Origin of the sequence: Serratia sp. 22278, from assembly GCF_052045405.1 — a bacterium.
Taxonomy (GTDB): domain Bacteria; phylum Pseudomonadota; class Gammaproteobacteria; order Enterobacterales; family Enterobacteriaceae; genus Serratia; species Serratia marcescens.
Map to the genome: position 1 here is coordinate 78,512 of NZ_JBQEOW010000001.1, position 20,882 is coordinate 99,393.

A 20,882-nucleotide genomic window follows, 5' to 3' on the forward strand; every position below is an offset into this window, starting at 1 on the left:
TCTATATTCAAGGAGAGTATAATGCCATTTGTTAATGTGCAAACGGTGAAAGGCATGCTGGATGAACGGCAAAAAAGCGAATTGCTGTCCCGCATTACCGATCTGTTGGTGGAGATAGAAGGGCGAGGCGATCCGGCGTTCAGGCAGTCGGTTTGGGTCAGAATCGATGAACATGCGCCCGAACAATGGAGCCTGGGCGGTGTGCAGCCGACGGCGGCGATGATTGCCGCGAAGTTCCCGCCGCGTTAATTCAACTATGCCGCCTGCGAAAAGGATAGGATGCCGCAGGCGCTCAAAATGTCACCGAAACTTCCCGCGATCTCTGCACCCCGTTGTGGCATAATGCGCGCCAAATCACATTCCCTATGTATAAAGAGCGAGCGCTGTGTTAAGCACTAACAACATCACCATGCAGTTCGGCAGCAAGCCGTTGTTTGAAAACATCTCTGTCAAATTCGGCGGCGGCAACCGTTACGGCCTGATCGGCGCCAACGGCTGCGGCAAGTCCACCTTTATGAAAATCCTCGGCGGCGATCTGGCGCCGAGCGGCGGCAACGTGTTCCTCGATCCGAACGAGCGCCTGGGTAAACTGCGTCAGGATCAGTTCGCCTTTGAGCAGTACAGCGTGCTGGATACCGTGATCATGGGCCACACCGAACTGTGGGCGGTGAAGGAAGAACGCGACCGCATCTACGCATTGGCGGAGATGAGCGAAGAAGACGGCTATAAAGTGGCCGATCTGGAAGTGGCCTACGGCGAAATGGACGGCTACAGCGCCGAAGCGCGCGCCGGCGAACTGTTGCTCGGCGTGGGTATTCCGGTGGAGCAGCACTACGGCCCGATGAGCGAAATCGCGCCGGGCTGGAAGCTGCGCGTGTTGCTGGCGCAGGCGCTGTTCTCCGATCCGGAAATCCTGCTGCTCGACGAACCGACCAACAACCTGGACATCGACACCATTCGCTGGCTGGAAAACGTGCTCAACGAGCGCAACAGCACCATGATCATCATCTCGCACGACCGTCACTTCCTGAACATGGTCTGCACCCACATGGCGGATCTGGACTATGGCGAACTGCGCGTTTATCCGGGCAACTACGACGAATACATGACCGCCGCCACCCAGGCGCGTGAGCGTCTGCTGGCGGACAACGCCAAGAAGAAGGCGCAGATCAATGAGCTGCAATCGTTCGTCAGCCGCTTCAGCGCCAACGCCTCCAAATCCAAGCAGGCCACCTCGCGCGCTCGTCAGATCGACAAGATCCAACTGGAAGAGGTGAAAGCCTCCAGCCGCCAGAACCCGTTCATCCGCTTCGAGCAGGACAAGAAGCTGTTCCGTAATGCGCTGGAAGTGGAAGCGCTCACCAAGGGCTTCGATGATGGCCCGCTGTTCAGCAAGCTGAACCTGATGGTGGAAGTGGGCGAGAAGGTCGCGGTGCTGGGCGCCAACGGCATCGGTAAAACCACCCTGCTGAAAACGCTGGTGGGCGACGCGCAGCCGGACAGCGGCACCGTGAAATGGTCAGAAAACGCCCGTATCGGTTACTACGCGCAGGATCACGAATACGAGTTCGACGACACCCTGAGCGTGTTCGACTGGATGAGCCAGTGGAAGCAGGAAAAAGACGACGAGCAAGCGGTGCGCAGCGTGTTGGGCCGTCTGCTGTTCAGCCAGGACGACATCAAGAAGAAAGTGAAGGTGCTGTCCGGTGGTGAGAAGGGCCGCATGCTGTTCGGCAAGCTGATGATGCAGCGCCCGAATATTCTGGTGATGGACGAACCGACCAACCACCTGGATATGGAATCCATCGAATCGCTGAACATGGCGCTGGAGATGTACGAAGGCACGCTGATCTTCGTCTCCCACGACCGTGAGTTCGTCAGTTCGCTGGCGACGCGCATTCTGGAAATCACCCCGAACAAGGTGATCGACTTTACCGGCAACTACGAAGACTATCTGCGCAGCCAGGGCATCGTATAACCCTCGCGGCAACGCATCAGGGCGGGAATTATCCCGCCCTTTTTTTATCCGTCATTCCCCGCCGCACACTTCGCAGTGCGGATCCTTCGGCAGTTTCATTTCGCGGAACTGCATGCTCATCGCATCGAACATTAACAACTTGCCGCGCAGCGGCTGACCATAGTCGGCCAGCAGCTTTATCGCTTCCATCGCCTGCAGGGTGCCGATGGTGCCGACCAGCGGCGCCATCACGCCCGCTTCGACGCAGGTGAGGGCGCTGTCGCCGAACAGCCGGCTCAGGCAGCGGTAGCAGGGTTCGCCCGGCTGATAGGTGAACACGCTGAGCTGGCCTTCCATGCGGATCGCCGCGCCGGAAACCAGCGGTTTGCGCTGCGCGTGGCACAGGCGGTTCAGCGCGTCGCGCGCCGCCACGTTGTCGGTGCAGTCCAGCACCAGATCGCTGGCGGCGATCTCTGCCGCGACCGCGTCATCTTCCAGATGGCCGTCGATGGCGTCGATGCGGATATGCGGATTGATGGCGCTCAGTTCCTGCCTGGCGGAGCTGACTTTACTCTGGCCGATGCGATCGTCGCGGTGCAGGATCTGGCGCTGTAGGTTGGAGAGCGAGACGGTGTCGAAATCCACCAGCACCAGATGGCCGACCCCGGCCGCCGCCAGATAAGGCGCGGCGGCGCAGCCCAGCCCGCCCAGCCCGGCGATCAGCACGCGGGCGGCCTTCAGCTTCTCCTGGCCGTCGAAGTCAAAGCCGCGCAGCACGATCTGGCGGTTGTAACGCAGCGCTTCGGCGTCGGTCAATTCCGGCAACATGTTCAGCTCCTCAGCAGGGCGTTGAACGGCTCGATCTCCACCGTTTCACCCGCCGCCACCGAACCGCGTTCGCGCTCCAGCACGATGAAACAGTTGCCCTGGCTGTAGGAGCTGAAGACGTGCGAGCCCTGGTGGCCGGTAGTGCTGACCTCCAATTCGCCCGCGGCGTTGCTGCTGAACACCCCGCGCTGGAAATCGAGGCGGCCCGGCGATTTCTTCAGCGGCGTCAGCGCGCGGGCGCGCAGGCGCGGCGGCAGGCGCCAATCGCTGTGGCCGGCCAGTTTCGCCAGCAGCGGTTGCACCAGTTGGTAGAAGGTCAGGGCGGCGGAAACCGGGTTGCCAGGCAGGCCGCAGAACCAGGCGTGGCCCAGTTTGCCGAAGGCGAACGGTTTGCCGGGTTTGATCGCCAGCTTCCAGAAGCTGACCTGGCCCAGTTCATCGAGCATCTGTTTGGTGTAGTCGGCTTCGCCGACCGAGACGCCGCCGCTGCTGATCACCACATCGGCCTGGCTGTTCGCCTGTGTGAAGGCGTCGCGCAGCGCATCGCGATCGTCGCGGATAATGCCGAGATCGAGCACTTCACAGCCCATCTGCTCCAGCATCAGGCGCACCGCGAAGCGGTTAGTGTCATAGATCTGGCCCGCCTGCAGCGGCTGGCCGACCGGCTGCAGCTCGTCGCCGGTGGAGAACACCGCCACCTTCAGCTTACGCATCACCTGCACTTCGGCGACCCCGAGCGAGGCCAGCAACGGCAGCTGCGCGGCGCCCAGCTTCACGCCGGCCGGCAACACGCTGGCGCCTTGGCGAATGTCTTCACCCGCCAAACGGATATTCTGGCCGGCTTCTACCGGGGCGGTAAAACGCACGCCCTGGTCGCTCACTTCGGCCTGTTCCTGCATGACCACGGCGTCCGCCCCGGCTGGGATCGGCGCGCCGGTCATGATGCGCACGCAGCTGTTGGCCGGCCATTCACCGTCGAACGGCGCGCCGGCGAAAGCTTTCCCGGCGACCGGCAGCGGCGCATTGGCCGCCAGATCGGCGAGGCGCACCGCATAGCCGTCCATCGCCGAGTTGGCGAACGGCGGCACGTCGAGCGGCGAGACCACCGGCGCGGCGGTGATGCGGCCGGCGGCGGCGGTCAGCGCGACGGATTCGGTCTGTTGCAGCGGGGCGATCTGCCCGAGCATTTTTTCCAGCGCTTGCTCCAGGGAGATGAGATCGGAAGTATGGCAATGATCCATAAGGGGAACTCCGTAATCAGGGTGCGCAATGATAGCGACAAAGTGCGGGTATTATGGCAGAGAACGCCGGGGGGGAGAACGGGTTATGCCCGCCATCTTTCGCACTGCGGCGTCAGGGCGATCGGGTATAAACTGCGAAAAACAGAGGAGGATCATGATGCATAAACAGGTTATCGAGTTCTGGTTCGACGAGATCGAACCGATCATGTGGTTCAAAAAGGACGATGATTTCGATCGTCTGCTGCACAGCCGTTTCGGCGAAATCTGGCGGGCGGCGGCGGCGGGGGAGCTGGCGCACTGGCGCGACACCATCGAAGGGCGCCTGGCGGAGGTGATCGTGCTCGATCAGTTCAGCCGCAACCTGTTCCGCGGCACGCCGCAGTCGTTCGCCTGCGACGGCATGGCGCTGGTCCTGGCGCAGGAGGCGATCCGCAGCGGGGAGTGCGAACGGCTGAGCCGCGAGCAGCGCGGCTTCCTTTATCTGCCGTTCATGCATTCGGAATCGCCGCTGATCCACCAGCAGGCGCTGGTGTTATATACCGAGCTCAATAACGGCGACCAGCTGGAGTTCGAGCTGCGGCATAAGGCAATCATCGATCGTTTCGGCCGCTACCCGCATCGCAATGCGATATTGGGGCGCACCAGCACGCCGGAAGAAGAGGCCTTTTTACAGCAGCCAGGATCGGGTTTTTAATCGTCGGATCATCTGCGCCCGGCCGGGCAAAAACAGCAGGCCGGGCGCCGCAATAAGCGTGACTCAGCGCGAACGTTTATTTCATTACGCTCTACCGCTATTTCCTCTCGCGAAGTTACCAATAATCCCAGCCGCACTGTCAGCGGTTTACCGCTTTTTATAACCTGCTGTTTTTATTCCAATAAGCTATTTCAAGGTGCGAAATGGTCTAAGCGCGCTACGCTAAAAGCGGGGCGTGGACGTTATGCTGTACTTCCACTGTAGGACTAAATAGAGTCGAAAAAGACTGAATAATAATGATACCGCGTTCAGCTTATTCGCTGCGCAACGGCGGGATTAACACAGGGTGTCAGGCAAATGAGCAAACCAGTGATTGCCATTCATGGCGGCGCGGGCGCAATTACCCGGGCGGCGCTGAGTGCGGAAAAAGAACGGCAGTATATCCAGGCGCTGTCCGAGATCGTGGCCGCCGGGCAGGCGGTATTGGCGCAGGGCGGCAGCGCGCTGGACGCGGTGACCGAAGCGGTGCGGCTGCTGGAGGAATGCCCGCTGTTCAACGCCGGCAAAGGCTCGGTGTTTACCCATCAGGGCACCCACGAACTGGACGCCTGCGTGATGGACGGCCGCACCTGCGACGCCGGCGCTGTCGCCGGCGTCAGCCATATCCGCAACCCGGTGCTGGCGGCGCGCGCGGTGCTAGAAAACAGCGAACACGTGCTGTTTGCCGCCGAAGGCGCCGAGAAGTTTGCCGCCGCCCACGGCCTGGAAATGGTTACTCCCGACTTCTTCTTTACCCAGGAACGCTTTGATCAGCTGCACCGCGCCCAGGCGGAGCAAGGGCGGGTCTTGCTCGATCATGACGGCGCGGCGCAGGCCGGGGATCCGCTCGATCCCGATCGCAAATTCGGCACCGTCGGCGCGGTGGCGCTGGATGCGCTGGGCAACCTCGCCGCCGCTACTTCCACCGGCGGCATGACCAACAAGCAGGCCGGGCGGGTAGGCGACACGCCGATCATCGGCGCCGGTTGCTATGCCAACAACGCCACCGTGGCGGTCTCCAGCACCGGCACCGGCGAAATCTTCATGCGCGGCGTGGCGGCCTATGACGTCTCCGCCCTGATCGAATACGGCGGGCTCAGCCTGCAAGAGGCCAGCGATCGGGTGGTGATGGAGAAGCTGCCGGCGCTGGGCGGCAGCGGCGGCATGATCGCCGTCGATCGCCACGGCAATATCGCGCTGCCGTTCAACAGCGAGGGGATGTACCGCGGTTTTGGCTATGTCGGCGATGCGCCGTCCGTCGGGATTTATCGCTAAGCGTTCACCGGGAGGGTGTATGACCGACGTTTCATTCCGGCCCGCCGGCGACGGGCTGTCATTGCCGCCGCAGCGGGTGCTGGCGGTGCGCGATCTGAGCATCAGCTTTCCTCAAGCGGACGGCGCCGTAGACGCGGTGCGCAACCTGTCGTTCGATCTCGATCGCGGCGAGACGCTGGCGATCGTCGGCGAGTCCGGCTCCGGCAAATCGGTCACTTCGCTGGGGCTGATGCGGTTGGTGGAGCAGGGCGGCGGGCGTATCGTCAGCGGCGCCATGACGCTGCGCCGGCGCGACGGCGGGTTGCTCGATTTGGCGCGCGCCTCGCAGCGCACGCTGCGCACGGTGCGCGGCGCCGACATGGCGATGATCTTCCAGGAGCCGATGACCTCGCTCAACCCGGTGTTTCCGGTCGGCGAGCAGATCGCCGAATCGCTGCGTTTGCATCAGGGCATGGACCACCGCAGCGCGCGCCAGGAGGCGCTGCGCATGCTCGATCTGGTGCGTATTCCGGAGGCTAAAGAGGTGCTGGGGCGCTACCCGCATCAGCTTTCCGGCGGCATGCGCCAGCGGGTGATGATCGCCATGGCGCTCTCCTGCAAGCCGGCGTTGCTGATCGCCGATGAACCCACCACCGCCCTCGACGTCACCATTCAGGCGCAGATCCTGCAGCTGATCCGCGTGCTGCAACAGGAGATGCAGATGGGGGTGATCTTCATCACTCACGACATGGGCGTGGTGGCGGAGATCGCTGACCGGGTGCTGGTGATGCGCCGCGGTGAGCAGGTGGAACAAAATCGGGTGCGCGAGCTGTTCGCCGCGCCGCAACAGGCCTATACCCGGGCGCTGCTGGCGGCGGTGCCGAAGCTGGGGGCGATGGCCGATCGGCCGCTGCCGGCGAAGTTTCCGCTGCCGGATGGCGAGGGCGATGCCGCGCCGCAGGATACCGTGCCGCCAGACGCTGCGCCGATCCTGCGGGTGGAGCATTTGGTCACGCGTTTTGATCTGCGCGGCGGGCTGTTCAATCGGGTCACTCGCCGGGTGCACGCGGTGGAAAACGTCAGTTTCGATCTTTACCCCGGCGAGACGCTGGGGCTGGTGGGCGAGTCCGGTTGCGGCAAGTCCACCACCGGGCGCTCTTTGCTGAAGCTGGTGGACAGCCAAAGCGGCACCATTACCTTCGCCGGGCGGCGAATCGATCGGTTGAAGGGATCGGCGCTGCAGCACCTGCGGCGCGATATTCAGTTCATCTTTCAAGATCCTTACGCCTCGCTCGATCCGCGCCTGACGGTCGGTTTTTCCATCATGGAGCCGCTGTTGGTGCATAACGTGATGCGCGGCCGCGAGGCGGAACGGCGGGTGGCCTGGCTGCTGGAACGCGTCGGCCTGTTGCCGGAACATGCGCGCCGCTATCCGCATGAGTTTTCCGGCGGTCAGCGTCAGCGCATCTGCATCGCGCGCGCGTTGGCGCTGAACCCGAAAGTGGTGATCGCCGACGAGGCGGTCTCGGCGCTGGACGTGTCGATTCAGGCGCAGATCGTCAATCTGCTGCTCGATCTGCAGCGTGAGTTCGGCATCGCTTTTCTGTTCATTTCACACGACATGGCGGTGGTGGAGCGCATCAGCCACCGGGTGGCGGTGATGTACCTCGGGCAGATCGTCGAGATCGGCCCGCGGCAGGCAGTGTTCGACAATCCGCAGCACCCCTATACCCGCAAGCTGATGGCGGCGGTGCCGGTGGCCGATCCCGCACATGCTCACAAACGGCAGCCGCTGCCGGCCGATGAGATCCCCAGCCCGGTGCGCGCACTGGGCGATGAACCCGTTACCGCACCGCTGGTGCAGGTTGGCGCCGGGCACTTTGTCGCCCGCCACCCGATCGCCGGTGCTTTTTAAAGACCTCAGGAGAGACAAGCGACATGAAGCACACATTCAAACGCAATGCGCTGTTGGCCGCCGTACTGCTGGCGGCGGGAACCGGCCCGGTCTGGGCGGCGAAGGACGCGGTGATCGCCGTGGCCTCCAACTTCACCACCCTCGATCCTTACGACGCCAACGACACGCTGTCGCAGGCGGTGGCCAAGTCTTTCTATCAGGGGCTGTTCGGCTTCGACAAGGACATGAAGCTGGTAAACGTGCTGGCGGACAGCTATGAGGTCAGCAAAGACGGCCTGACCTACACCGTCAAACTGCGCCAGGGCATCAAATTCCACGACGGCACCGCGTTCAACGCCGAAGCGGTGAAGATCAACCTCGATCGCGCCAGCAACCCGGACAGCCACCTCAAGCGCTACAACCTGTTCAAGATGATCGACAAAACCGAAGCGGTGGACGCCAATACGGTGAAGATCGTGCTGAAGGCGCCGTTCTCGGCGTTCGTCAACAACCTGGCGCACCCGGCGGCGGCGATCATCTCCCCGGCGGCGCTGAAGCAATACGGCAAGGAAATCGGTTTCCACCCGGTGGGCACCGGGCCGTATCAGTTCGTGACCTGGAACCAGACCGATTTCGTCAAGGTGAAGAAGTTCGACGGCTACTGGCAGCCGGGGCTGCCGAAGCTCGACAGCATCACTTGGCGCCCGGTGGTGGATAACAACACCCGCGCGGCGATGCTGCAGACCGGCGAGGCGACCTTCGCCTTCCCGATCCCTTACGAGCAGGCCAAGGTGCTGGAAGGCAACGCCAAGCTGGACGTGGTGGCCGCGCCGTCGATCCTGCAGCGTTACATCAGCATGAATGTCACCCAAAAGCCGTTCGATAACCCGAAGGTGCGCCAGGCGCTGAACTACGCCATCAATAAGGACGCGCTGATCAAGGTGGCGTTCGCCGGCTACGCGGTGCCGGCGGAAGGACCGGTGCCGCCGGCGATCGATTTCGCCGCCCGCTATAAGCCGTGGCCGTACGATCCGGCCAAGGCGCGCGAGCTGCTGAAAGAGGCCGGCTACCCGAACGGCTTCACCACCACGCTGTGGTCTTCCCACAACCACAGCACCGCGCAGAAGGTGCTGCAGTTCACCCAGCAGCAGCTGGCGCAGGTGGGGGTGAAAGTGACGGTGACGGCGATGGACGCCGGGCAGCGCGCGGCGCAGGTGGAGAGCGTCGGGGTGAAAGACACCGGCGTGCGGCTGTTCTACACCGGCTGGTCGGCCTCGACCGGGGAAGCGGACTGGGCGCTGTCGCCGCTGTTCTCTACCCAGGCGGCGCCGCCGAAGCAGTTCAACACCGCGTTCTACAGCAATCCGCAGGTGGACAAGGATCTGACCGACGCGCTGGCGACCACCGATCGCGCCGAGAAGCAGAAACTGTATCAGGACGCGCAGGATCGCATCTGGGCCGACGCGCCCTGGATCTTCCTGGCGACCGAACGTCTGTTGTCGGCCAACAGCAAACAGCTGAGCGGCTTCTACGTGATGCCGGATACCTCGTTCAACTTTGATAACGCCGATCTGAAATAAGGCGCCCATCCCCGCCTGCGGCCAGACGGCGGCGGGCGGGGGAAGGAATGAGATGCTCAATTATTTTCTGAAACGATTGCTGGGTCTGATCCCGACGCTGCTGATTGTGGCGGTGCTGGTGTTCCTGTTCGTCCACCTGCTGCCGGGCGATCCGGCGCGGCTGGCGGCGGGGCCGGAGGCCGACGAGGCGGTGGTGCAGCTGGTGCGCAAGGATTTGGGGCTGGATAAGCCGCTGCCGCAGCAGTTCGCGCACTTCTTCGGCAACGCGCTGCGGGGCGACTTCGGCATCTCGATGGTGTCCAAGCGCCCGGTGAGCGAAGAGATCGCCTCGCGCTTTATGCCGACCTTCTGGCTGACCGTCGCCAGCATGCTGTGGGCGGTGGCGTTCGGTCTGGCGATTGGCGTGGTGTCGGCGGTGTGGCGCAACCGCTGGCCGGATCGCCTCGGCATGACGCTGGCGGTGTCGGGGATCTCGTTCCCGGCCTTTGCGCTCGGCATGCTGCTGATGCAGGTGTTCTCGGTCGAGCTGGGGTGGCTGCCGACGGTGGGCGCCGACAGCTGGCGGCACTACATTCTGCCTTCGATCACCCTGGGGGCGGCGGTGGCGGCGGTGATGGCGCGCTTCACCCGCGCTTCGTTCGTCGAGGTGTTGCAGGAGGACTACATGCGCACCGCGCGCGCCAAGGGCGTGCGGGAAAGCGTGGTGGTGATGAAGCACGGCCTGCGCAACGCGATGATCCCGGTGGTGACCATGATGGGGCTGCAGTTCGGCTTCCTGCTCGGCGGTTCGATCGTGGTGGAGAAGGTATTCAACTGGCCGGGGTTGGGGCGCTTGCTGGTGGATTCGGTGGAGATGCGCGATTACCCGGTGATCCAGGCCGAGGTGCTGCTGTTCTCGCTGGAGTTCATCCTGATCAACCTGCTGGTGGATATGCTGTACGCGGCGATCAACCCGGCGATTCGTTACCAATGAGGATGCGGCATGATTAAGCATTGGCGGCGTAACGCTGCACTGAAGGCGATGCCGCTTATCGACCCTGACGCGGTACGCACGCCGTGGGGCGAGTTTTGGCGGCGTTTTCGCCGCCAGCGGGCGGCGCTGGTCGCCGGTCTGTTGGTGCTGCTGCTGATCGCGGCGGCGCTGCTGGCGCCTTATCTGGCACCGTTCGATGCGGAAAACTATTTCGATTACGACCGGCTGAACGAAGGGCCTTCGCTGATGCACTGGCTGGGTGTCGATTCCCTCGGGCGCGATATCTTCAGCCGCATCCTCATGGGCACGCGCATTTCGCTGGCGGCCGGGGTGTTCTCAGTGCTGGCGGGCGGGGCGATCGGCACCTTGCTGGGGCTGCTGGCCGGCTACTATGAGGGCTGGTGGGATCGCCTTACCATGCGCGTCTGCGACGTGCTGTTCGCGTTTCCCGGCATTTTGCTGGCGATCGGCGTGGTGGCGATCATGGGCAGCGGCATGGCCAACGTGATCGTCGCGGTGGCGATCTTCAGCATTCCGGCCTTTGCTCGCCTGGTGCGCGGCAACACGCTGGTGCTGAAGCACCTGACCTATATCGAGTCGGCGCGCAGCATCGGCGCCTCGGACTGGACCATCATCCTGCGGCACATTCTGCCGGGTACGTTGTCGTCGATCGTAGTCTATTTCACCCTGCGCATCGGCACCTCGATCATCACCGCCGCCAGCCTGTCGTTTCTGGGCCTGGGCGCCCAGCCGCCGACGCCGGAGTGGGGGGCGATGCTCAACGAGGCGCGCGCCGATATGGTGATCGCGCCGCACGTGGCGATTTTCCCCAGCCTGGCGATATTCATCACCGTGCTGGCGTTCAACCTGTTGGGCGACGGATTGCGCGACGCGCTCGATCCGAAGCTGAAGGGGTGAGGGTATCGCTGAATTGGCATACCCCTGTTTCACGAGTACAATTGATGAAAATTTGAGCCGTGTATATTACAGGGATGAGGAATGGATATGGCAAATAACAATGTGACGAAAAAGACAGTCAACGTAACCATCGATCGCGATCTTTTCCAGCGCGCAAAATCCCTGGGCGTCAATGAGTCATCCGTATTGACAGACGCATTGAGCGTTCGTGTCAGGGACATTGAGATTCAACAGTGGCGCGAGCAAAATCGCGCGGCGTTAGAAGAACTTAATCGTATCACTGAAGAAAATGGTTTGTTGTCTGATGAATATCGGACATTTTGAATATGCAGTTTACCGTATATGACAATACGTATCCGGCATCAGCCTATCCCTACTTACTGGACGTTCAAAGCGATCTTATTGATGTCCTCTCGACCCGGTTAATGATCCCTCTTTATGCTTTATGCTTTGGATAACGTCAGGGTTAAAATTTCTGCACGTTTATGCCCGGAGATTGAGGTAAACGGCGAAAAGTTTCTCGTTATGACGCATGAGATGGCTGCCGTACGTATTTCACAGCTCGGGAAGGCCGTTGGTAATGCCAATGAGCACAGGAATCAAATTAAAGCTGCCATCGATTTTTTGATTGATGGCTTTTGAAGAAATCCGGGCGGTTTAACCGCCCGGATTTTTTTATCAGCGGAACAGGTGCTCGGCGTGGAAGCGCAGGTGATCTTCCACGAAGGTGGCGATGGTGAAGTAGCTGTGATCGTACCCCGGCTGAATGCGCAGCGTCAGCGGCCAGTCGCGCTGGCGCGCCAGTTCGGCCAGCCGCGCCGGCTGCAGCTGATCGGCAAGGAACTGGTCGTCGTCGCCCTGGTCGATAAGCACCGGCATTTTCTCCGCGCCGCTGGCCAGCAGATGGCAGCTGTCGTACTGCAGCCACTGGCTCTCGTCGCTGCCCAGATAGGCGGTGAAGGCCTTGCGGCCCCACGGCACCTGGCACGGGTTGACGATCGGCGCGAAGGCCGATACCGAACGGAAGCGCTGCGGATTGCGAAACGCCATCATCAGCGCGCCGTGGCCGCCCATCGAGTGGCCGAAGATCGACTGACGATCGCTGACGCTGAAGTGCTGTTCGATCAGCGCCGGCAGTTCGGCGCTGATGTAGTCGTACATGCGGAAGTGACGATCCCACGGCGCCTGGGTGGCGTTCAGGTAGAACCCGGCGCCCTGGCCCAGATCGTAGCCTTCATCGTTCGGCACCTCGTCGCCGCGCGGGCTGGTGTCCGGCATCACCAGCACCAGGCCCAGCTCGGCGGCGATGCGCTGCGCGCCGGCTTTCAACGTGAAGTTCTCGTCGTTGCAGGTCAGCCCCGACAGCCAGTACAGCACCGGCGGCGGGTTATCATCGCGCGGCGGCGGCAGGTAGATGCTGAATGTCATGTTGCAATTCAGGCTCTGCGCCGCGTGGCGATAACGCTGTTGCCAGCCGCCGAACATGCGGTGCTCTTCGAGAAGTTCCAATGACAACGTCATCTCTGCCTCCTGGCTTATTGGTCGAAGTGGATAACGGTGCGGATCGATTTGCCTTCGTGCATCAAATCGAACGCTTCGTTGATCTGCTCCAGCCCCATGGTGTGGGTGATAAAGTCGTTCAGCGCAAACTCGCCGTTCAGATAACGCTCGACGATGCCCGGCAGCTGCGAACGGCCCTTGACGCCGCCGAATGCCGAACCGCGCCAGACGCGGCCGGTGACCAGCTGGAACGGCCGGGTCGAGATCTCTTCGCCGGCGCCCGCGACGCCGATGATCACCGATTCACCCCAGCCCTTGTGGCAGCACTCCAGCGCGGAACGCATCACGTTGACGTTGCCGATGCACTCGAAGGAGAAGTCGACGCCGCCGTCGGTCAGCTCGACGATCACTTCCTGAATCGGTTTGTCATAGTCTTTCGGGTTGATCAGATCGGTAGCGCCCAGCTTGCGCGCCAGATCGAACTTGCTGGTGTTGATGTCGATGCCGATGATGCGGCCCGCGCCGGCCATCTGCGCGCCGATGATCGCCGACAGGCCGATGCCGCCCAGACCGAAGATCGCCACGGTGTCGCCCGGCTGCACTTTGGCGGTGTTCATCACCGCACCCATGCCGGTGGTGACGCCACAGCCCAGCAGGCACACCTCTTCCAGCGGCGCTTCCTTGTTGATTTTCGCCAGTGAAATCTCCGGCACCACGGTGTATTCGGAGAAGGTGGAGGTGCCCATGTAGTGGAAGATCGGCTTGCCGTCCTTGAAGAAGCGGGTGGTGCCGTCCGGCATCAGGCCTTTGCCCTGAGTGGCGCGGATCGCCTGGCACAGGTTGGTCTTGCCGGATTTACAGAATTTGCACTCGCCGCACTCCGGGGTGTAGAGCGGGATCACGTGATCGCCGACCGCCACGCTGGTGACGCCTTCACCGACCGCTTCCACCACGCCGCCGCCCTCGTGGCCGAGGATCGCCGGGAACACGCCTTCCGGATCTTTGCCGGACAGGGTGTAGGCGTCGGTGTGACAAACGCCGGTGGCGACGATCCGCACCAGCACTTCGCCTTTTTGCGGTGGCATCAGCTCGACTTCTTCGATCTTCAGCGGCTGGTTCGGGCCCCAGGCAACGGCGGCGCGGGTTTTGATCATCTCCATCATAGTCTCCTCAGTGGTTTTCTTTTTAAATCAGGCGATATCGACAACGTCTGATAAATCGTTGGGGGTGCTTTCATCAACAGCGGCGGTTTCCGTCTGTTCAATAATCAATTCTTTCAGCGCGCGCACGTTTGGCCCGAACGCGTCGCGGCGCCACAGCAGCCAGGTGGCGGTGTCGGCCACGTCCGGCGGCAGGGTGTGAACCCGAACCCGCTCATGGCCCGGCAGCAGGCTGAGCACCGAATGCGGGATCATCGCCAGCCCGGCGCCGCTGGCGACGCAGGCCAGCATGGCGTGATAGGACTGGATCTCCATGATCTGCCCCGGCCGCGCGCCTTCGCGCTTGAACCAGGCTTCCAGCCGCAGGCGGTAGGAGCAGCTGGCGCGAAAGGCGAACAGCGTTTCGCCGTTGGCGTCTTTGGCGCTGTAGATCGGCGCGTGATCGAGACAGGAGATCACCACCATATGTTCAGGATAGGCGATACAGCCGTTCAACTCGTCATAAGGCACCGGCCCGTCGACCAGGGCGGCCGCCAACGTGCCGGCGCGCACCCGATCGGCGATTTCGCCGGAGGTGCCGGTGGTCAGCGACAGTGAAACCTGCGAGAAGCGCTGGTGGTAAGCCGCCAACAGCGAGGGCAGGCGGGTGGCGGCGGTGCTTTCCATCGAACCGAGGGCGAAGTTGCCCGCCGGTTCGCCGGCGTGGGTGATGCTCATCGCCTCGTCGCTCAGCGCCAGGATGCGATTGGCGTAGCACAGAAAGTTATGGCCCATCGGCGACAGGCGCAGGCGCTGTTTTTCGCGGATAAACAGATCGGCGCCCAGCTCCTGCTCGAGCTGGCGCAGCCGGGTGGTCAGATTCGACGGCACGCGGTGCAGCTGCTCGGCGGCGCGGGCGACCGAGCCGGTTTCCGCTACGCAGCAGAACATGCGAAGCTGGGTCAGATCCATAATATTCTCGTTTCGTGATGAACTTGATTAGTATTATTCAGTTTTTGTGAGTTTAATACTGCGGCATGATACTGGCAACTTTCTTTTAACCTTTTGGATGCCGATATGGCTTTACGTATTGCCTTGAGCGGGTTTGCCGCGCTGATCGTTGCGATGGGCATTGGCCGCTTCGCTTTCACCCCGCAGGTGCCGCTGATGATCGCGGAACATCAGTTCAGCCTGACCGGCGCCGGGCTGGTGGCGGCGATCAACTATTTGGGCTACTTGTGCGGCGCCTACGACGCGATGCGCGCCACGCGCCACGTCGAGCGGCGCCTGTGGCTGGGCGTATGGGGCGCGATGGCGCTGACGCTGCTGTCGGCGCTGGCGCAGGATGAATGGACGCACGGCGCGCTGCGCTTCGTCATCGGCTGGGCCAGCGGCTGGGCGATGGTGCTGGTGGCGGCCTGGACCAACGAGCGGTTGGCGCACTACGGCCGGCCGGCGCTGAGCGCGGCGGTATTCGCCGGGCCGGGTGCCGGCATCTTCCTCAGCGGCATGCTGGCGGTGGGCATCAACGCGCTGGGGCTGACGGCGGCGCAGGCCTGGCTGGTGTATGGCGGGCTGGCGCTGGTGCTGGTCGGGGGGATTAGCGCCTTTCTGCCGCGCAGCGGCGAGCTGCATCGCCCGGACGTGGCCCCGGAGCCGCTGCTGCTGACGCCGGCGCTCAAACGCCTGGTGTGGAGCTACAGTCTGGCCGGCTTCGGCTACATCCTGCCGGCGACCTTTTTGTCGCAGATGGCGGCGGCGCGCTTTCCCGCCAGCCTGTTCGCGCAATTCGTCTGGCCGGTGTTCGGCGGTGCGGCGGTGCTGGGGATTGTCATCGGCATTCTGACCCGCCATCGGCTGACCACCCAGACCCGGTTGGCGATCACGCTGTGGATACAGGCGGTGGGCGTGCTGAGCGCCGAAGTGGTGCCGGGCGTGGCCGGCCTGGCGCTCGGGGCGCTGCTGACCGGCGGCGGTTTCCTCTGTGTGGTGCAACTTGCTCTTCAGCACGGGCGTGAGCTGGCGCCGCGTCATGCGCGTTACATGGCCGGACTGTTGACCACCGGTTATGCGATCGGCCAACTGGTCGGGCCGATGTTGTCGGCGCTGTCGACCGCCATGACCCATCGACTGGAGCCGGCGCTGTATGTGGCGGTGGCGGCGCTGTTGGCGGCCGGGGGGCTGGTGGTGAATACCCCGGCGCGGCGGTTGGCGCAAAAAACGGCGACTCGGTGATTAAAATCCATACAAAAAGCATGGAAACCCGCAGCCGGCCCGATTGTGCTAAATGCGAATATTTCACCTGCGGATGAAGCACTATCGCTGGATAATCGCCGCGCTCTCATCTACAGTGGGGGCAAAATCTTGACCGGGTTCACGTTATCCACCACGAAAACTCTGCCGTCACGAGAGCAAGCAATTCGCCGGCCGCACGCCCTACCAGGCCGCCGGCGGGTTCCGTCCGCAGGAGAACAAATACATGACATCATTAAGTAAAGAAGCCGCGCTGGTGCATGCGGCACTGGAAGAGCGTGGTCTGGAGACGCCGCTGCGCGGGGAAGTGCTGGATCGCGAAACGCGCAAGCGTCGCATCAAAGAGCACATGACCGAAATCATGCAGCTGCTGAATCTCGATCTGTCCGATGACAGCCTGGCGGAAACGCCGCATCGCATCGCCAAAATGTATGTCGACGAGATCTTCTCCGGGCTGGACTACGCCAACTTCCCGAAAATCACCGTCATCGAGAACAAGATGAAGGTGGATGAGATGGTGACGGTGCGTGATATCACGCTGACCAGCACCTGTGAACACCACTTCGTGACCATCGACGGCAAGGCTACCGTGGCCTATATCCCGAAAGACTCGGTGATCGGCCTGTCGAAGATCAACCGCATCGTGCAGTTCTTCTCCCAGCGTCCGCAGGTGCAAGAGCGCCTGACCCAGCAGATCCTGGTCGCGCTGCAGACTCTGCTCGGCACCAATAACGTGGCGGTATCGATCGATGCGGTCCATTATTGTGTCAAGGCGCGCGGCATTCGTGACGCGACCAGCGCCACCACCACCACCTCGCTGGGGGGGCTGTTCAAGTCCAGCCAGAATACCCGCCAGGAGTTCCTGCGTGCGGTGCGTCATCACCAGGGGTGATGGCGTTGCGGGGCGACCCGCAAGACGACAACAGGCGCCTGCGGGCGCCTTTTTCATGAGCGGAAGACAGCGATAAAAAATGAACAGTCATCCTCTGCCGCGCATCGCCACGCTGGACTGCGTGCGCGGCATCGCCATCCTCGGCATTTTATTGCTGAACATCAGCGCTTTCGGCTTGCCGAAGGCCGCCTACCTCAACCCGGCCTATTTGGGGATGCCGTCATCGCGCGACGCCTGGACCTGGGCGTTGCTCGATCTCTTCGCCCAAGCCAAGTTCCTGGCGATGTTCGCGCTGCTGTTCGGCGCCGGGCTACAAATGCTGCTGCGGCGCGGCAAAAGCTGGATCCGCGCGCGCTTGTCGTGGCTGGTGCTGTTCGGCCTCGCACACGCGATCTTCCTGTGGGACGGCGACATTCTGCTGGCCTACGGGCTGATCGGCCTGGTGTGCTGGCGCATGATCCGCGAAGCCAAAGAAACCGTCCAACTGCTGAAAACCGGCGTGGTGCTGTACTTGATTGGCGTGGCGGTGCTGCTGCTGCTCGGCTTCGTCTCGCACGGTGAGCCGGGCAGCTTCTGGCAGCCGGGCGTGGCGGAGTTGCAGTACGAGAAGTTCTGGAAGCTGCAGGGCGGTTTCGAAGCCTGGCGTAGCCGCGCCGATTTGCTCTCCTCCAGCCTGCTGGCCATCGGCGCGCAGTATGGCTGGGAGCTGGCGGGGCTGATGCTGTTCGGCGCCGGGCTGATGCGCAGCGGCTGGCTGCGCGGCAGCTACTCATCCGGCTATTACCTGCGGCAGGCGGCGTGGCTGCTGCCGCTTTCGGTGCTGATCCAGCTGCCGGCGGTGGTGCTGCAATGGCAGGTGCAGTGGGACTATCGCTGGAGCGGATTCCTGCTGCAGGTCCCGCGCGAGCTGGGCGCACCGCTGCAGGCGATGGGCTATCTGGCGCTGTGTTACGGTTTTTGGCCCGCACTGTCGCGCCTGCGCATCGCCCGCTGGCTGACCCTGGTGGGGCGTATGGCGTTGAGCAACTACCTGCTGCAAACGCTGATCTGCACCACGCTGTTTTATCGTTTCGGCCTCTATGAGCAGTTTGACCGGCTGCAGCTGTTGGCGTTCGTGCCGCTGGTCTGGCTGACCAACCTGGCGTTTTCCGCACTGTGGCTGCGTTACTTCGAGCAGGGGCCGATGGAATGGCTGTGGCGCAAGCTGACGCAGCTGGCCGCCGGCGCAGCGGAACCCAGGACGCTGAAGTGAGCGCCCGTCGGCAGGTTAAAAAAATGTATGTAAACGTTTTCTTTCCTGTGACGTAATTCACGCAGAGCAGCGGGCCAATCGGGGTAGGATAGCGCCACCGGCCACAACCCCGATTTCAGGATCCCGCATGCCTCCAGTTCATCCGATCACCATTCGCGACGTGGCGAAACGCGCCGGGGTCTCCGTGGCGACCGTCTCCCGCGTGCTGAACCACAGCGCGCTGACCAGCAAAGAGACGCGCGAGCAGGTGCTGCAGGCGGTGGCGGATCTGGGCTATCGCCCCAACGCCAACGCGCAGGCGTTGGCGACCCAAAGCAGCGATACCCTGGGCGTGGTGGTGATGGACGTCTCCGATCCGTTCTTCGGCGCGCTGGTGAAAGCGGTAGACACGGTGGCGCAGAAACACCACAAGTATCTGCTGATCGGCAACAGCTATCATCAGGCGGACAAAGAGCGCCACGCGATCGAAGTGCTGATCCGCCAACGCTGTAACGCCTTGATTGTTCACGCCAAAGCCCTGAGCGACGCCGAGCTGATCGGTTTTCTGGAGCAGGTGCCGGGCATGGTGCTGATCAACCGGACTATCCCCGGCTATGAGCCGCGCTGCGTCGGGCTGGATAACGTCTGCGGCGCAGAAATGGCGATGCGTCTTTTGCTGTCGCAGGGCCATCGGCGCATCGGCTATCTGGGCTCCAATCATCCGATCGAAGACGGGCCGCTGCGCCAGCAGGGCTATGCGCAGGCGATGGCCGCCGCCGGGCTGGCCACGCCCGACAACTGGCGTGCCTATGGTTCGCCGGATCTGCAAGGCGGCGAGGCGGCGATGGTGGAGCTGCTGGGGCGCAACTTACAGCTGAGCGCGGTGTTCGCCTACAACGACGCCATGGCCGCCGGCGCTATGGCGGTGTTGAAAGAAAACGGTATCACGGTGCCGCAGCATTTCTCGCTGATCGGCTTCGACGACATCCCCATCGCGCGTTACACCAGCCCCAAACTCACCACGGTGCGCTACCCGATCGTCTCGATGGCCACGCTGGCCACCGAGCTGGCATTGCAGGGCGCAGCAGGCCTGGCGGAGCCGCAGGCCGGTCATCTGTTCATGCCGACGCTGGTGCGGCGCCATTCTGTCGCCCCCTGGCAAAGTGAGGCGACGGTCACTCTCTGACGATTTAATCTTGTGTAACCGTTTTCAATCTGTGAGAAAATTCACAGAATATTAACATCGCGCCGTCTATGCTCTAGGCGTTTTCCGGCGCAAAGGCCCTTGCCGCTGCAACCTTTATCTCGCGCTGACACAGCATTTCTCGGAAATAACAAGATCCACGGACGACAGGTGTTGAGTGGAAATCGCCAGGCCTGGGGTGTGCGCACTGCCGGTGACCATTGGCTCAAAGACGAGTAATACCCTACACAGAACCGGAGACTGACAATGAATAAGAAGGTTTTCACCCTGGCCGCCATGGCCGCAGCCATGATGTTTGGCGCCGCAGCCCATGCTGACACCCGTATTGGCGTCACGATTTACAAATACGACGACAACTTCATGTCGGTGGTGCGCAAGGCGATCGAGAAAGACGCCAAGGCTTCACCGGACGTTACCCTGTTGATGAATGACTCGCAGAACGACCAGTCCAAGCAGAACGATCAGATCGATGTGCTGCTGGCCAAAGGCGTGAAAGCGCTGGCGATCAACCTGGTCGACCCGGCCGCGGCGCCGGTGGTTATCGATAAGGCGCGCGCAAACGATATCCCGGTGGTGTTCTACAACAAAGAACCTTCCCGCAAGGCATTGGACAGCTATGACAAGGCATATTACGTCGGCACCGACTCCAAAGAGTCCGGCGTGATCCAGGGCGAACTGATCGCCAAACACTGGCAAGCCAACCCGGCCTGGGATCTGAACAAAGACGGCCAGATCCAGTTCGTATTGCTGAAAGGCGAGCCGGGCCACCCGGATGCTGAAGCGCGCACCACCTACGTGGTGAAAACGCTGAACGAAAAAGGCATCAAGACCCAGCAGCTGCAGATGGATACCGCGATGTGGGATACCGCGCAGGCGAAAGACAAGATGGATGCCTGGCTCTCCGGCCCTAACGCCAACAAGATCGAAGTGGTGATCGCCAACAACGACGCCATGGCGATGGGCGCGGTGGAAGCGCTGAAAGCGCACAACAAGACCAGTATTCCGGTGTTCGGCGTCGATGCGCTGCCTGAAGCGCTGGCGCTGGTGAAATCCGGCGCGATGGCGGGCACGGTGCTGAACGACGCCGACAACCAGGCGAAGGCCACCTTCGAGCTGGCGAAAAACCTGGCGGCGGGCAAGCCGGCCACCGAAGGCACCCAATATAAAATCGAAAATAAAGTCGTGCGTATTCCTTACGTCGGCGTAGATAAAGACAACCTGTCTCAGTTTGTTAAATAAGAATTGAGATCCCGCTAAGACCCCGCCTGCGGCGCCAACACCAGGG

Annotated in this window: 19 protein-coding genes and 1 pseudogene; 15 read left to right on the top strand and 5 right to left on the bottom strand. The window is 62.3% G+C overall.

Features of this window, described 5'->3' with window-relative positions; genetic code table 11:
- Positions 1 to 21: 21 nt before the first annotated feature.
- Positions 22 to 249 (top strand): tautomerase family protein, encoded by a 228-nt coding sequence (locus tag ACTJJ6_RS00395; protein ID WP_004939015.1) that lies wholly within the window; start codon positions 22 to 24, stop codon positions 247 to 249.
- Between the two features lie 136 nt (positions 250 to 385).
- Positions 386 to 1,978, top strand: a complete 1,593-nt coding sequence (locus ACTJJ6_RS00400) for an ABC-F family ATPase (RefSeq protein ID WP_028127944.1) — start codon at positions 386 to 388, stop codon at positions 1,976 to 1,978.
- Positions 1,979 to 2,029: 51 nt separating this feature from the next.
- Here the strand turns inward: ACTJJ6_RS00400 and moeB are convergent, their stop codons facing one another.
- Positions 2,030 to 2,785: a molybdopterin-synthase adenylyltransferase MoeB gene (moeB, locus tag ACTJJ6_RS00405; protein ID WP_440801676.1), complete on the bottom strand. Its 756-nt coding sequence runs from the start codon at positions 2,783 to 2,785 to the stop codon at positions 2,030 to 2,032.
- Between the two features lie 2 nt (positions 2,786 to 2,787).
- Positions 2,788 to 4,026 carry a molybdopterin molybdotransferase MoeA gene (moeA, locus tag ACTJJ6_RS00410; protein ID WP_337055440.1) on the bottom strand — a complete coding sequence of 413 codons (1,239 nt, stop codon included), beginning with the start codon at positions 4,024 to 4,026 and terminating at the stop codon, positions 2,788 to 2,790.
- A gap of 157 nt (positions 4,027 to 4,183) precedes the next feature.
- Between moeA and ACTJJ6_RS00415 the strand changes: the two genes are divergently transcribed.
- The 8 genes and pseudogenes from ACTJJ6_RS00415 to ACTJJ6_RS00450 all read left to right on the top strand — a co-directional run bounded on the left by ACTJJ6_RS00415 (position 4,184) and on the right by ACTJJ6_RS00450 (position 12,020).
- A complete protein-coding gene (locus ACTJJ6_RS00415) occupies positions 4,184 to 4,720 on the top strand; it encodes a DUF924 family protein (RefSeq protein WP_016928462.1) in 537 nt (178 codons plus the stop codon).
- 357 nt (positions 4,721 to 5,077) lie between these two features.
- Positions 5,078 to 6,034: an isoaspartyl peptidase/L-asparaginase family protein gene (locus ACTJJ6_RS00420; protein ID WP_015377209.1), complete on the top strand. Its 957-nt coding sequence runs from the start codon at positions 5,078 to 5,080 to the stop codon at positions 6,032 to 6,034.
- Positions 6,035 to 6,053: 19 nt separating this feature from the next.
- Positions 6,054 to 7,928 carry a dipeptide ABC transporter ATP-binding protein gene (locus tag ACTJJ6_RS00425; protein ID WP_049299830.1) on the top strand — a complete coding sequence of 625 codons (1,875 nt, stop codon included), beginning with the start codon at positions 6,054 to 6,056 and terminating at the stop codon, positions 7,926 to 7,928.
- Between the two features lie 23 nt (positions 7,929 to 7,951).
- A complete protein-coding gene (gene gsiB, locus ACTJJ6_RS00430) occupies positions 7,952 to 9,487 on the top strand; it encodes a glutathione ABC transporter substrate-binding protein GsiB (protein ID WP_016928459.1) in 1,536 nt (511 codons plus the stop codon).
- 52 nt (positions 9,488 to 9,539) lie between these two features.
- Positions 9,540 to 10,460, top strand: a complete 921-nt coding sequence (gsiC, locus tag ACTJJ6_RS00435) for a glutathione ABC transporter permease GsiC (protein ID WP_016928458.1) — start codon at positions 9,540 to 9,542, stop codon at positions 10,458 to 10,460.
- A 9-nt stretch (positions 10,461 to 10,469) separates the two neighbouring features.
- On the top strand, positions 10,470 to 11,378 hold the full coding sequence (gene gsiD / locus ACTJJ6_RS00440) for a glutathione ABC transporter permease GsiD (RefSeq protein WP_004938994.1): 909 nt from the start codon (positions 10,470 to 10,472) through the stop codon (positions 11,376 to 11,378).
- 81 nt (positions 11,379 to 11,459) lie between these two features.
- Positions 11,460 to 11,702: a type II toxin-antitoxin system CcdA family antitoxin gene (locus ACTJJ6_RS00445; protein WP_080116084.1), complete on the top strand. Its 243-nt coding sequence runs from the start codon at positions 11,460 to 11,462 to the stop codon at positions 11,700 to 11,702.
- Between the two features lie 2 nt (positions 11,703 to 11,704).
- Positions 11,705 to 12,020 (top strand): annotated as a pseudogene (locus tag ACTJJ6_RS00450) (CcdB family protein).
- A gap of 36 nt (positions 12,021 to 12,056) precedes the next feature.
- Here ACTJJ6_RS00450 and fghA read toward each other — a convergent pair.
- From fghA to ptrR, 3 genes are read right to left on the bottom strand one after another with little or no spacing between them, the layout of a single operon-like run.
- Positions 12,057 to 12,899 (bottom strand): S-formylglutathione hydrolase, encoded by an 843-nt coding sequence (gene fghA / locus ACTJJ6_RS00455; RefSeq protein ID WP_015377214.1) that lies wholly within the window; start codon positions 12,897 to 12,899, stop codon positions 12,057 to 12,059.
- 14 nt (positions 12,900 to 12,913) lie between these two features.
- The gene (locus ACTJJ6_RS00460; protein WP_440802061.1) at positions 12,914 to 14,038 is read right to left on the bottom strand and encodes an S-(hydroxymethyl)glutathione dehydrogenase/class III alcohol dehydrogenase; all 1,125 of its coding nucleotides are present in this window, start codon (positions 14,036 to 14,038) and stop codon (positions 12,914 to 12,916) included.
- Positions 14,039 to 14,068: 30 nt separating this feature from the next.
- Positions 14,069 to 14,989, bottom strand: a complete 921-nt coding sequence (gene ptrR, locus ACTJJ6_RS00465) for a putrescine utilization regulator PtrR (RefSeq protein ID WP_116403718.1) — start codon at positions 14,987 to 14,989, stop codon at positions 14,069 to 14,071.
- A 105-nt stretch (positions 14,990 to 15,094) separates the two neighbouring features.
- Between ptrR and ACTJJ6_RS00470 the strand changes: the two genes are divergently transcribed.
- From ACTJJ6_RS00470 to mglB, 5 genes are all read left to right on the top strand, one after another.
- Positions 15,095 to 16,252: a YbfB/YjiJ family MFS transporter gene (locus ACTJJ6_RS00470; RefSeq protein WP_033640883.1), complete on the top strand. Its 1,158-nt coding sequence runs from the start codon at positions 15,095 to 15,097 to the stop codon at positions 16,250 to 16,252.
- A gap of 244 nt (positions 16,253 to 16,496) precedes the next feature.
- Positions 16,497 to 17,162, top strand: coding sequence for a GTP cyclohydrolase I FolE (gene folE, locus ACTJJ6_RS00475; protein ID WP_004938969.1), 666 nt, complete (start codon positions 16,497 to 16,499; stop codon positions 17,160 to 17,162).
- Between the two features lie 79 nt (positions 17,163 to 17,241).
- Positions 17,242 to 18,414, top strand: coding sequence for a DUF418 domain-containing protein YeiB (yeiB, locus tag ACTJJ6_RS00480; RefSeq protein WP_440801682.1), 1,173 nt, complete (start codon positions 17,242 to 17,244; stop codon positions 18,412 to 18,414).
- A 127-nt stretch (positions 18,415 to 18,541) separates the two neighbouring features.
- Positions 18,542 to 19,579, top strand: coding sequence for an HTH-type transcriptional regulator GalS (gene galS / locus ACTJJ6_RS00485; protein WP_049299827.1), 1,038 nt, complete (start codon positions 18,542 to 18,544; stop codon positions 19,577 to 19,579).
- Positions 19,580 to 19,843: 264 nt separating this feature from the next.
- A complete protein-coding gene (mglB, locus tag ACTJJ6_RS00490) occupies positions 19,844 to 20,836 on the top strand; it encodes a galactose/glucose ABC transporter substrate-binding protein MglB (RefSeq protein ID WP_004938962.1) in 993 nt (330 codons plus the stop codon).
- Positions 20,837 to 20,882 lie beyond the last annotated feature (46 nt).

What these genes read in the sequence shown, in the direction of transcription:
- yeiB (WP_440801682.1), top strand. Translation starts at nt 17,242, where the DNA reads ATGAACAGTCATCCTCTGCCGCGCATCGCCACGCTGGACTGCGTGCGC.
- gsiD (WP_004938994.1), top strand. Translation starts at nt 10,470, where the DNA reads ATGATTAAGCATTGGCGGCGTAACGCTGCACTGAAGGCGATGCCGCTT.
- moeB (WP_440801676.1), bottom strand. Translation starts at nt 2,785, where the DNA reads ATGTTGCCGGAATTGACCGACGCCGAAGCGCTGCGTTACAACCGCCAG.
- ACTJJ6_RS00415 (WP_016928462.1), top strand. Translation starts at nt 4,184, where the DNA reads ATGCATAAACAGGTTATCGAGTTCTGGTTCGACGAGATCGAACCGATC.
- ptrR (WP_116403718.1), bottom strand. Translation starts at nt 14,989, where the DNA reads ATGGATCTGACCCAGCTTCGCATGTTCTGCTGCGTAGCGGAAACCGGC.
- gsiC (WP_016928458.1), top strand. Translation starts at nt 9,540, where the DNA reads ATGCTCAATTATTTTCTGAAACGATTGCTGGGTCTGATCCCGACGCTG.
- galS (WP_049299827.1), top strand. Translation starts at nt 18,542, where the DNA reads ATGCCTCCAGTTCATCCGATCACCATTCGCGACGTGGCGAAACGCGCC.
- mglB (WP_004938962.1), top strand. Translation starts at nt 19,844, where the DNA reads ATGAATAAGAAGGTTTTCACCCTGGCCGCCATGGCCGCAGCCATGATG.
- ACTJJ6_RS00425 (WP_049299830.1), top strand. Translation starts at nt 6,054, where the DNA reads ATGACCGACGTTTCATTCCGGCCCGCCGGCGACGGGCTGTCATTGCCG.
- folE (WP_004938969.1), top strand. Translation starts at nt 16,497, where the DNA reads ATGACATCATTAAGTAAAGAAGCCGCGCTGGTGCATGCGGCACTGGAA.
- ACTJJ6_RS00460 (WP_440802061.1), bottom strand. Translation starts at nt 14,038, where the DNA reads ATGGAGATGATCAAAACCCGCGCCGCCGTTGCCTGGGGCCCGAACCAG.
- fghA (WP_015377214.1), bottom strand. Translation starts at nt 12,899, where the DNA reads ATGACGTTGTCATTGGAACTTCTCGAAGAGCACCGCATGTTCGGCGGC.
- ACTJJ6_RS00420 (WP_015377209.1), top strand. Translation starts at nt 5,078, where the DNA reads ATGAGCAAACCAGTGATTGCCATTCATGGCGGCGCGGGCGCAATTACC.
- ACTJJ6_RS00445 (WP_080116084.1), top strand. Translation starts at nt 11,460, where the DNA reads ATGGATATGGCAAATAACAATGTGACGAAAAAGACAGTCAACGTAACC.
- gsiB (WP_016928459.1), top strand. Translation starts at nt 7,952, where the DNA reads ATGAAGCACACATTCAAACGCAATGCGCTGTTGGCCGCCGTACTGCTG.
- ACTJJ6_RS00470 (WP_033640883.1), top strand. Translation starts at nt 15,095, where the DNA reads ATGGCTTTACGTATTGCCTTGAGCGGGTTTGCCGCGCTGATCGTTGCG.
- moeA (WP_337055440.1), bottom strand. Translation starts at nt 4,026, where the DNA reads ATGGATCATTGCCATACTTCCGATCTCATCTCCCTGGAGCAAGCGCTG.
- ACTJJ6_RS00395 (WP_004939015.1), top strand. Translation starts at nt 22, where the DNA reads ATGCCATTTGTTAATGTGCAAACGGTGAAAGGCATGCTGGATGAACGG.